This window comes from Pseudomonas sp. SDO5522_S412, assembly GCF_054071215.1.
Genome location: NZ_JBSVWQ010000203.1, coordinates 1 through 10,023, shown reverse-complemented (window position 1 = coordinate 10,023; position 10,023 = coordinate 1). Strand labels below are relative to the sequence as shown.

The 10,023-nt window shown below is 62.1% G+C and carries 9 protein-coding genes; 3 read left to right on the top strand and 6 right to left on the bottom strand.

Annotation, left to right across the window (positions count from 1 at the left end; all coding sequences use genetic code 11):
• Nucleotides 1-66: 66 nt before the first annotated feature.
• The 6 genes from ACW9I6_RS26450 to ACW9I6_RS26425 form a co-directional block, all read right to left on the bottom strand.
• Nucleotides 67-1,371 carry an MFS transporter gene (locus ACW9I6_RS26450; protein WP_401197859.1) on the bottom strand — a complete coding sequence of 435 codons (1,305 nt, stop codon included), beginning with the start codon at nucleotides 1,369-1,371 and terminating at the stop codon, nucleotides 67-69.
• Nucleotides 1,372-1,551: 180 nt separating this feature from the next.
• The gene (dgoD, locus tag ACW9I6_RS26445; protein ID WP_003213645.1) at nucleotides 1,552-2,700 is read right to left on the bottom strand and encodes a galactonate dehydratase; all 1,149 of its coding nucleotides are present in this window, start codon (nucleotides 2,698-2,700) and stop codon (nucleotides 1,552-1,554) included.
• Between the two features lie 33 nt (nucleotides 2,701-2,733).
• The gene (locus ACW9I6_RS26440) at nucleotides 2,734-3,354 is read right to left on the bottom strand and encodes a 2-dehydro-3-deoxy-6-phosphogalactonate aldolase (RefSeq protein ID WP_457340024.1); all 621 of its coding nucleotides are present in this window, start codon (nucleotides 3,352-3,354) and stop codon (nucleotides 2,734-2,736) included.
• 13 nt (nucleotides 3,355-3,367) lie between these two features.
• A complete protein-coding gene (locus tag ACW9I6_RS26435) occupies nucleotides 3,368-4,336 on the bottom strand; it encodes a 2-dehydro-3-deoxygalactonokinase (RefSeq protein ID WP_457340023.1) in 969 nt (322 codons plus the stop codon).
• 102 nt (nucleotides 4,337-4,438) lie between these two features.
• Nucleotides 4,439-4,765, bottom strand: a complete 327-nt coding sequence (locus ACW9I6_RS26430) for a DOPA 4,5-dioxygenase family protein (protein ID WP_003213639.1) — start codon at nucleotides 4,763-4,765, stop codon at nucleotides 4,439-4,441.
• A 31-nt stretch (nucleotides 4,766-4,796) separates the two neighbouring features.
• Nucleotides 4,797-5,747, bottom strand: coding sequence for a choline sulfate utilization transcriptional regulator (locus tag ACW9I6_RS26425; protein WP_177020344.1), 951 nt, complete (start codon nucleotides 5,745-5,747; stop codon nucleotides 4,797-4,799).
• A gap of 103 nt (nucleotides 5,748-5,850) precedes the next feature.
• Here ACW9I6_RS26425 and betC point away from each other — a divergent pair, with 103 nt between their 5' ends.
• The 3 genes from betC (at nucleotide 5,851) to ACW9I6_RS26410 (ending at nucleotide 9,955) form a co-directional block, all read left to right on the top strand.
• Nucleotides 5,851-7,365 (top strand): choline-sulfatase, encoded by a 1,515-nt coding sequence (gene betC / locus ACW9I6_RS26420; protein ID WP_457340022.1) that lies wholly within the window; start codon nucleotides 5,851-5,853, stop codon nucleotides 7,363-7,365.
• 16 nt (nucleotides 7,366-7,381) lie between these two features.
• On the top strand, nucleotides 7,382-8,302 hold the full coding sequence (gene choX, locus ACW9I6_RS26415; protein WP_102604433.1) for a choline ABC transporter substrate-binding protein: 921 nt from the start codon (nucleotides 7,382-7,384) through the stop codon (nucleotides 8,300-8,302).
• 84 nt (nucleotides 8,303-8,386) lie between these two features.
• Entirely contained in the window at nucleotides 8,387-9,955 is a 1,569-nt protein-coding gene (locus tag ACW9I6_RS26410) for a SulP family inorganic anion transporter (RefSeq protein ID WP_457340021.1), read from the top strand.
• Nucleotides 9,956-10,023: the final 68 nt, after the last annotated feature.

The window sequence follows — 10,023 nt, the reverse complement described above, 5'->3', positions numbered from 1 at the left end:
AGCGCTGCGCACTCCAGCGGGAGCAAGCTCCCTCGCCACAGCAAGCCCCCTCGCCGCAGCAGTCGCCTAAATCTCGATACGCTCGACCTTGCCGACCAACAAGATGTAGGACAACGCACCCAACAACGCCAGCACCGCAATGTACGTAATCGCCGGTGCAAACGAATCCCCTGTCGCCAGAAAGCCAATCACGATCGGCGTGGTAATCGCCGACAGATTGCCGATGAAGTTGAACACCCCTCCGGTCAGCCCCAGCAGCCTTGCCGGCGCCAGGGTCGACACCAGCGACCAGGTGATCGACGCCAGGCCATTGCCGAAAAACGCCACCGCCAGAAACGCAATCACCCACGCCGTGGAATCAACAAAGTTGGCGCCGATGATCGCCGTGGAAATCAATAGCCCGCCAATGATCGGCAACTTGCGCGCAAACCCCACGGACGCTCCCCGGCGAATCAGCCAATCGGAAAACAGCCCCGAACACAGCACCCCGACAAACGCTGCCAGAAACGGCAGCGACGCCAGCAGGCCGGACTTGATGAAGTCCATGCCGCGATATTTCACCAGGTAGGTCGGAAACCACGTCAGGAAAAACCACAACGTGGAATTCAGGCAGAACTGCCCCAGGTAGATCCCCCACAGTTTGCGCTTGCTCAACACGATGCCGAGGTCGACCCAGCTGAACGGTGCCTTGGCCGCCTGCGCCTGGATGTCCACCAACCCGCCGCCTTCGCGGATCAGCTCGATTTCCGCCGCATTCGCGCCTTTGAAATCCCGTGGCTCGCGGTACACCGCGTACCAGATCAACGCCCACACAATGCCCACGCCGCCGGTGGCGACAAACACCATGTGCCAGCCAAAGGCGTGTTGCAGCCAGGCCAATACCGGCGTGAGAAACGCCAGCCCGACAAACTGCCCGGAGGTGTAGACGCCAATCGCCGTGGCTCGCTCACGCTCAGGGAACCAGGTGGTGACCACGCGGCTGTTGATCGGGTAGGCCGGGGCCTCCAGGGCGCCCACCGCCATGCGCAATACGAACAGCGCGATGAAGCTGGCGGCGAAACCGAGCATCACCGTGGCCACCGACCACAGCAGCAGGGCGACGCTGTAGAGAATGCGCGGCGGCACCCGGTCCACCAGCCAGCCGCCGGGAATCTGCATGGCCGCGTAGGTCCAGCCGAACGCGGAGAAGATCAACCCGACATGCACCGGGTCGATCCCCAGCTCGCTGGTCAGGGCCGGAGCGGCAATCGACAGGTTGCTGCGGTCCAGGTAGTTGATCACCACGGTGATGAACAGCAGCACCATGATGAAGAAACGCTTTCGGCTGGGCGTGACTAAAGAAGCCTGCCCGGTGAAGGACTCGGATTGCATGGGGGTTGCCTCTTCTTATGGTTATTGAGGACAGGTCTTACTGAAGAAACCGAATCAAATGTGGGAGCGGGCTTGCTCGCGAAAGCGGTCTACCTGCAGCGGATGTGTTGACTGACACTCCGCCTTCGCGAGCAAGCCCGCTCCCACATTGATCGGGTTTTCACCTCAAATTCGCGGTGTTTACCACTCCGCGAAGCTGCCGTCGGCATGCCGCCAGATCGGATTGCGCCAGCGATGCCCGATGGCCGCGCGTTCGATCACGTATTCCTCGTTGATCTCGATGCCCAGGCCTGGCCCGTTGGGGATTTTCACAAAGCCCTGGTCGTAGTCGAAAACACCCGGATCGCGCACGTAATCCAGCAGGTCATTGCTCTCGTTGTAGTGAATGCCCAGGCTCTGTTCCTGGATGAACGCGTTGTAGCAAACCGCATCCAGCTGCAGGCACGCTGCCAGGGCAATCGGGCCGAGCGGGCAGTGCAGGGCAAGGGCCACGTCGTAGGCTTCGGCCATGTTGGCAATCTTGCGGGTTTCGGTGATACCGCCGGCGTGGGACGCATCCGGCTGGATGATGTCGACGTAGCCTTCGCTGAGCACGCGCTTGAAGTCCCAGCGCGAGAACAGGCGCTCGCCGAGGGCAATCGGGGTGCTGGTGAGCGGCGCCAGCTCTTTGAGCGCTTCGTAGTTTTCGCTGAGCACCGGTTCTTCGATAAACATCAGTTTGTAGGGGTCGAGTTCCTTCATCAGCACCTTGGCCATGGGTTTGTGCACCCGGCCATGGAAGTCGACGCCGATGCCGACGTTCGGACCGACCGCATCCCGCACGGCGGCGACGTTGGCCAGGGCCTGGTCGACTTTTTCGAAGCTGTCGAGAAATTGCAGCTCTTCGGTGCCGTTCATTTTCACCGCGGTAAAACCACGGGCCACGGCTTCCTTGGCGGCGCGGGCAGTGTCGGCCGGGCGGTCGCCACCGATCCACGAATACACGCGGATCTTGTCGCGCACCTGGCCACCCAGCAAGTCGCTGACCGACACGCCGAGGGCCTTGCCCTTGATGTCCCACAGCGCCTGGTCGATACCGGCGAGAGCGCTCATATGGATCGCGCCGCCACGGTAGAAACCGCCGCGATAGAGCACGGTCCAGATGTCCTCGATATTGCGTGGGTCCTTGCCGATCAAGTAGTCGGACAATTCCTCGACGGCGGCAGCCACGGTATGGGCGCGGCCCTCGACAACGGGCTCGCCCCAACCAGTCACGCCCTGGTCGGTTTCAACCTTGAGGAAGCACCAGCGCGGCGGGACGATGAAGGTGGTCAGTTTGGTGATTTTCATCTTCTTATCTCTCTTGTAGATGGAGAACGCTGATCAGCCCAAGGCATGCCAGGCGGCGACGTAGGCCTGGGCGTTGCTCGCCACTTGGGCGACGCTCATGCCCGGCTTGAATAACCCGGAGCCCAGGCCGAAGCCTTTGACGCCCGCGTCGAAAAATACCTGCATGTTGTCCGGAGTGATGCCGCCCACCGGCAGTAACACCGTGCCCGCGGGCAGCACCGCGAGCCAGGCCTTGACCACCGCCGGGCCCATTTGCTCGGCCGGGAACAGCTTCAGCACGTCGGCGCCTTCGGCCAGCGCGGCGAACGCTTCGGTGGGCGTGGCCACACCCGGCGACAGATACAGGCCCGCGGCCTTGGCGGCCCGCAGCACCTTGGCATCGCTATGGGGCATGACGATCACCTGGCCGCCGACGGCTTTGACTTGATCGACCTGTTCCGGGGTCAGCACGGTGCCGGCGCCGATCAGGCAATCGGCGGGCAGGCTGTCCCGCAGGATGCGGATGCTGGAATAAGGATCCGGCGAGTTCAGCGGCACTTCGATCACCCTGAAGCCCGCCGTGTACAACACCTCGCCGATCGCCAGCGCCTCCTCCGGTCGCAGGCCGCGCAGGATCGCGATCAAACCGTTGTGTGTCAGTGCTTGCTTGAGCATGTCGGGCCTCTCGTCAGGTTGCAGGCAGCAGCCCCGCCGCCATGGCCAGTTGCCAAAGGCCACGCTCGGTAGCCTCCTGCGCCAGGGTCACGTGGGGGAAGCCACAGAGTTGGAGTGCACGCTGGTAGCGGGTGCAGAGTTGGGGTGTGCCGACCAGGACGATGTCGCGCTGCTGGCTGGGCTTGCGAGTGCGCAGGCCGGTCAGTTCGTGGCCGATCAACAGCCCGGACAGATAGTCCGGTTGCTCGTCAGGCGCCAGCTCGCCGGTCAATCCCAGGGAGCGTGCGCTGAACAAGTTCGACAACAGCCCCGTTTGGCCGTCTGCCGACAGCGCAACCTGAACACCGCGATCAAAAGCGGCCACCTGGAACTGTTCGGAAGGGCGCTGGGTGCGCCCCAGAATGCTGTGTTGACTGAGCACGGCGAACAACTCGCCGGTCATGAAAGTATCGAAGTGAGTGATGCAGCCTTCCACCACCTCCACCCACTTGGAATGGCTGCCCGGCAGCCCGATCAGTACGTCGCTCCCGGTAGTGGCGGACACGCTTTGCAGCACGCCAAGCACCTGGGTTTCTTCGCCGCGCATCACATTGGGCAACGCGCCGCGTTGAATCACGCCGGGCACGATGTGCACCGCTGTACCTCGCAGGCTGCGCACAACATGCAGCGCCTGGCCGAGGGTAGAGACGTCGGCCGGGGTGTCGCGGTAAGCCGCTTCGCTCCAGCCCTGGGCGCTGCCGACCATGCCGCAAGCGATAACGGGAAGGTCGGGCTGGGTGTCGAGCCAGTCACCGCAGGCTGCGTCGAATGCCAGCTCGAACCCGTTGCTGCAGCGAACACCGGCTATTTCCCGGGCTTCAGTCGGCAGGTGCATGATCCCCGACGCCAAGGTGCGCCGTTCGATCACGACGCCTGCCGGGCCGAGCTTGTAAGCACGAAGGGAACTGGTTCCCCAATCGAGCGCGATCAATTGCGCCTGCATCGCTTCACCTGAGTGTTCTGAGCGGATGAGGCGAATATAAACCCAAGACCGGCAAAGTCTCAATATATAAATATCAGTCCCATATATAGGGAAATTGAAGGCTTAAAATATTGACAGATCCAGCGTGCGCATCGCCCCCATCCAGATCGCGTGTTCGGTGTGGTCCTTGAGGTCATCACCGGTGGTCGGGTGCAGGAACACCACCAGGCCGTTGCGGTTGAGGGCCAGCCAAGGCAGCACGACGCCGATGTATTCAGGTTCGAATGCCAGCTGGCAGCTCCAGTCCGGGTGCGGGCCCACCGGGCGTTCATGCACGCGGCCCATGCGCAGCGGAAACAATTGCGCGGCGTCTTCGCAGAGTTTGCGCGCCTGGTCGATGGTGTTGGCGTCGAAATAGATATGGGCGTGGTAGCCCTTGATACGTTGCATGACAGGCTCCGGGCTCATTGATCGGCAAATCCTAGACCGCAATGGACGGCAGGGCCAGACCGGTCAGCGATTGTGCGCTGCTGGCCTGTTCGGTCATCAGCCAGTCGACGAAACGCTCGATCAACTGGCTGCGGCGTTTGCGCTGGGGCAGCACCACGTAATAGCCGAAGCGCGAGATCACCGTGTCGCCAATCGGCCGGCACAGCCATTTTTGCTCCAGCAGGTTATCCACAAGGTGACGCCAGCCGATGGCCACGCCCTGGCCCGCGATCGCGGCCTGGATCAACAGCGTGTAATTGTCGAAACGCAGTTGGCCCGGGGTGGGCGCGGTGGTGAGGCCCAGTTCGCGAAACACCCCGCTCCAGTCGAACCACTGGTTGTTGTTTTGCTGGCGCAGGTGCAGCAACGGGAACTCCAGCAGGCTCTGCACCGACAGTGGCGCGACTCGGTCCTGGAGTAGCTGCGGGCTGCACACCGGGAACACTTCCTCGTTGAACAGCCACAGGCTGTCGCCCTGTTTGAAGCGTCCGTCACCGAACAGCACCGCTACGTCGATATCGCTGCGCAACGTGGCGTGGTTACGCTCGCTGGTGACCAGGCTCACGTCCACCTGCGGGTTGGCTTCATGGAAACGATGCAAGCGTGGCATCAGCCAATACGCGGCGAAGGCAAAGTCGGTCGCCACCTGCAGGACTTCATGCTGGTCCTGCTCGGCAATCGCGCTCAGGCCCTGGTTGATGCTCTGCAAACCGGCCTGTACCTGCTCGAATAACAAGGCGCCCGCGTCGGTCAGCTCGATGCCACGGTAGATGCGATCAAACAGGCGCACCTTCAGCTGTTCTTCCAGGCGCTTGATCTGCTGGCTGATGGCCGGCTGGGTGGTGCCCAACTCCATCGCCGCTGCCGTAAAGCTGCGTTGGCGCGCTGCGGATTCAAAGGCACGCAGCAGGTCGAGTGACAGGTGACCGAGGGATTCATACATAAGCTGGGCTTATCCTAGACATTGCTTCTCATGGGCTTTACCACGATTTCCATGGCCTGCATGCTCATTCGCATAAACATCGACTATGGAATGCCGCGAAACCATGAAGCGCAAGAACATTCTTTTTATCATGGCCGATCAAATGGCCGCGCCGATGCTTCCGTTCTACGGTCCTTCGCCTATCAAACTGCCAAACTTGAGTCGCCTCGCCGCTGAGGGCGTGGTGTTCGACGCCGCTTACTGCAACAGTCCGCTGTGTGCGCCATCGCGCTTTACCCTGGTGAGTGGGCAGTTGCCGAGCAAGATCGGCGCCTACGACAACGCGGCCGATTTCCCCGCCGACGTGCCGACCTATGCCCACTACCTGCGCCGCCTCGGCTACCGCACCGCGCTGTCGGGCAAGATGCATTTTTGCGGCCCCGACCAGCTCCACGGCTATGAAGAACGCCTGACCAGTGACATCTACCCGGCCGACTATGGCTGGGCCGTGAACTGGGATGAGCCGGACGTGCGCCCCTCCTGGTACCACAACATGGCGTCGGTGCTGCAGGCCGGGCCGTGCGTGCGCACCAACCAGCTGGATTTCGACGAAGAGGTAGTGTTCAAGGCCCAACAGTACCTGTTCGACCATATCCGCGAAGATGGCGACCAGCCGTTCTGCCTGACCGTGTCGATGACGCACCCACACGACCCTTACACCATTCCCAAACCGTTCTGGGACCTGTACGACGACAACGACATCCCGCTGCCTGCAACACCGCCACAGGCTGACCTCGACCCTCACTCCCAGCGCCTGCTCAAGGTCTATGACCTGTGGGACAAGCCGCTGCCGCTGAACAAGATCCGCGATGCACGCCGCGCCTACTTCGGCGCGTGCAGCTACATTGACAGTAACGTCGGCAAGCTCCTGCAAACCCTGGAAGACACGGGCCTGGCCGATGACACCATCATCATCTTCTCCGGCGACCACGGCGACATGCTCGGCGAACGCGGGCTCTGGTACAAAATGCACTGGTTTGAAATGGCCGCCCGGGTGCCGCTGCTGATCAGCGCGCCGGGGCAGTTTGCGGCCGGCCGGGTGACCGCCGCCGTGTCCACCGCCGACCTGCTGCCTACCCTGGTGGAACTGGCCGGCGGCGAGCTGGACCCGAGGCTGGCGCTGGACGGCCGCTCGCTGGTGTCTCACCTGCAAGGGCAGGGCGGGCACGACGAAGTGTTCGGCGAGTACATGGCCGAGGGCACCATCAGCCCGCTGATGATGATTCGCCGTGGCGCCTACAAGTTCATCTACAGCGAGGACGATCCGTGCCTGCTGTTCGATGTGCACAACGACCCGCACGAGCGGGAGGACCTCAGCCAGTCACCGGAACACCGGCCACTGTTCGAGGCGTTTTTTCATGAAGCGCGGGCCAAATGGGACATCCCGGCGATCCACCAGCAGGTGCTCGCCAGCCAACGCCGTCGCCGCCTGGTGTTCGAGGCGCTGACCCAGGGCAAGCTGAAGAGCTGGGACCACCAGCCACTGGTAGACGCCAGTCAGCAATACATGCGCAACCACATCGACCTCGACGATCTGGAGCGCAAGGCACGTTTTCCACAACCCTGCCAAAACCAATAAAACTGAGGGGAAGGCCATGCAAAAGTTATCCACCGTGTTGAGCGTTGCGCTGCTGGCATTGAGCAGTGCCGGCGTCTACGCGGACACCAGCTGCGACACCGTGAAGATGGCCGATCCGGGCTGGAGCGATATCGCCGCCACCAATGCCATTACCGGTTTCCTGTTGAACGGCATGGGCTACAAGGCCAAGGTCGATACCCTTGCGGTGCCGATCACCTTTGGCGGGCTCAAGGACGGCCAGGTGGACGTGTTCCTGGGTAACTGGATGCCGGCGCAGCAGGGCTTCTACGACAAGTTCGTGGCCAATGGCGATGTGGTGCAACTGGCGAAGAACCTCGACGGCACCGAGTTCACCCTGGCCGTGCCGGACTATGTCTGGGACGCCGGGGTGCATGACTTTGCCGACCTGAACAAGTTTGCCGACAAGTTCGACAAGAAGATCTACGGCATCGGTTCGGGTGCGCCGGCGAATCTCTCGTTGCAGGAAATCATCAAGAAAAACGACTTCGACCTGGGCCAGTGGAAGCTGATCGAGTCCAGTGAACAGGCGATGCTGGCCGAAGTGTCCCGGGCGGTGAAAAAGCAGAAGTTCGTGACCTTCCTCGGCTGGACGCCGCACCCGATGAACGTGCAGTTGAAGATGCATTACCTCAAGGGTGGGGAGAAGTACTTTGGTGACACCGGCAGCGTGTATACGTTGACCCGCAAGGGCTATGCACAGGCGTGCCCGAATGTGGGGAAATTGCTGACCAACCTGAGTTTCACCCAGGAGATGGAGAACGCCATCATGGCTGAGGTGGTGAACAAGAAGGTCAGTAATGCGGACGCGGCGAAGGCGTGGATCAAGGCGAACCCGGCGGTGCTGGACAAGTGGCTGGACGGGGTTAAAACCGTGGACGGCCAGGATGCGCTGGCCGCTGTAAAAGCCAAACTCTGATGCACTGATCGTTCCCACGCTCTGCGTGGGAACGATCATCATGAGCCTGATACTCTGATTCAAACCTCTTCAACCGAGTTTCCAATGCCCTGGCCCAACCGCCATACACTCTTTCCCTTCCTCAGCTGGCTCCCGCGCCAAACCCGCGCCAGCGTCGGAAGGGACGCGGTCGTCGGCCTGAGCGGTGCAGTCCTGGCATTACCCCAGTCCATTGCCTACGCGCTGATCGCCGGTCTCCCACCGGAGTATGGCCTGTACGCCGCGATCATCCCGGTATTGATCGCCTGCTTGTGGGGCTCTTCCTGGCACCTGATCTGCGGCCCCACGGCAGCCATCTCTATCGTGCTCTACGCCAGCGTCAGCCCGCTGGCCGTGCCCGGCTCCCAGGACTACATCACACTCATCCTGCTGCTGACGTTCCTGGCCGGCGTCTTCCAATGGCTGTTGGGTATGCTGCGCTTCGGCGCCCTGGTGAATTTCGTCTCGCATTCAGTGGTGCTCGGCTTCACCCTCGGCGCTGCGGTGGTGATCGCCCTGGGCCAACTGCCCAACCTGCTGGGGCTGGACCTGCCCAGCCAGGCCACGGCGATCAACAGTCTGCTGGCGCTGATCAACCATGCCGGGGAGTGGAATCGTCCTTCACTGGTGCTCGGGCTCGGCACCTTGCTGGTGGGGGTGCTGCTGAAACTCTGGGTACCGCGCTGGCCAACCCTGTTGGTCGCGCTGGCCCTGGGCAGCCTCATCCCGTGGCTGTGGCCGACGATGTTCGGGGAGGTGGCGCGGGTCAGTTCATTTGTCGGCAAGCTGCCACCGTTCAGCCCGCTGCCGATGGACCTGGACATGGTCCTGCGCCTGCTGCCGAGTGCCGTGGCGGTGGGCATGCTGGGGCTGGTGACCAGCCTGTCGATTGCGCGCTCACTGTCGGCCCGCTCCCAACAATTGCTCGATGCAAATCAGGAAGTGCGCGCCCAGGGTTTATCCAACATCGTCGGTGGATTTTTCTCGGGGTACTTGTCGGCGGGTTCCTTCACACGGTCGGGCCTGAGTTATGAGGCAGGCGCCTGTTCGCCGCTGGCGGGAGTGTTTTCCGCGTTGTGGGTGGCGTTGTTCGCGCTGTTCGGTGCGGCATTGATCGCGCATATCCCGATCCCGAGCATGGCCGCCAGCATCCTGCTGATTTGCTGGGGGTTGGTCGACCATCGTGGTATTCGGGCGCTGTTCCGGGTCAGCCGCGCAGAGTTCGTGGTGATGAGCCTGACCTGCATCGCCACGCTGTTGCTGGAGTTGCAAACGGCCATTTACGCCGGGGTGCTGGCGTCGCTGTTTTTCTACCTCAAGCGCACCTCACAGCCGCGGGTCCAGCAATGGCGTGACGGAGAGGACGATGTGCTGCGAGTCGGCGGGTCGATCTTTTTTGGCGCCAGCCATTACCTGCAAGTACGGCTGCAAAGCCTGCACGGCCAGCGGGTGGTGATCGAGGCGCAGCAGATCAACTTCATCGACTATTCCGGGGTGGAGATGCTACACCAGGAAGCGCGCCGATTGAATGGAGTGGGGCGCAGCCTGGCGTTGCGCAAGGCCCGGCCGCAGGTGGTGGAAGAGCTGAAGAAACTGGAAGGGGCCGACCAATGCCCCATTCATTTCGAAGACTGAATGCGGTTGAAACTGTGGGAGCGGGCTTGCTCGCGAATGCGGTGTGACAGTCGCCGTATGTATCGACT

What these genes read in the sequence shown, in the direction of transcription:
- ACW9I6_RS26450 (WP_401197859.1), bottom strand. Translation starts at nt 1,371, where the DNA reads ATGCAATCCGAGTCCTTCACCGGGCAGGCTTCTTTAGTCACGCCCAGC.
- dgoD (WP_003213645.1), bottom strand. Translation starts at nt 2,700, where the DNA reads ATGAAAATCACCAAACTGACCACCTTCATCGTCCCGCCGCGCTGGTGC.
- ACW9I6_RS26440 (WP_457340024.1), bottom strand. Translation starts at nt 3,354, where the DNA reads ATGCTCAAGCAAGCACTGACACACAACGGTTTGATCGCGATCCTGCGC.
- ACW9I6_RS26435 (WP_457340023.1), bottom strand. Translation starts at nt 4,336, where the DNA reads ATGCAGGCGCAATTGATCGCGCTCGATTGGGGAACCAGTTCCCTTCGT.
- ACW9I6_RS26430 (WP_003213639.1), bottom strand. Translation starts at nt 4,765, where the DNA reads ATGCAACGTATCAAGGGCTACCACGCCCATATCTATTTCGACGCCAAC.
- ACW9I6_RS26425 (WP_177020344.1), bottom strand. Translation starts at nt 5,747, where the DNA reads ATGTATGAATCCCTCGGTCACCTGTCACTCGACCTGCTGCGTGCCTTT.
- betC (WP_457340022.1), top strand. Translation starts at nt 5,851, where the DNA reads ATGAAGCGCAAGAACATTCTTTTTATCATGGCCGATCAAATGGCCGCG.
- choX (WP_102604433.1), top strand. Translation starts at nt 7,382, where the DNA reads ATGCAAAAGTTATCCACCGTGTTGAGCGTTGCGCTGCTGGCATTGAGC.
- ACW9I6_RS26410 (WP_457340021.1), top strand. Translation starts at nt 8,387, where the DNA reads ATGCCCTGGCCCAACCGCCATACACTCTTTCCCTTCCTCAGCTGGCTC.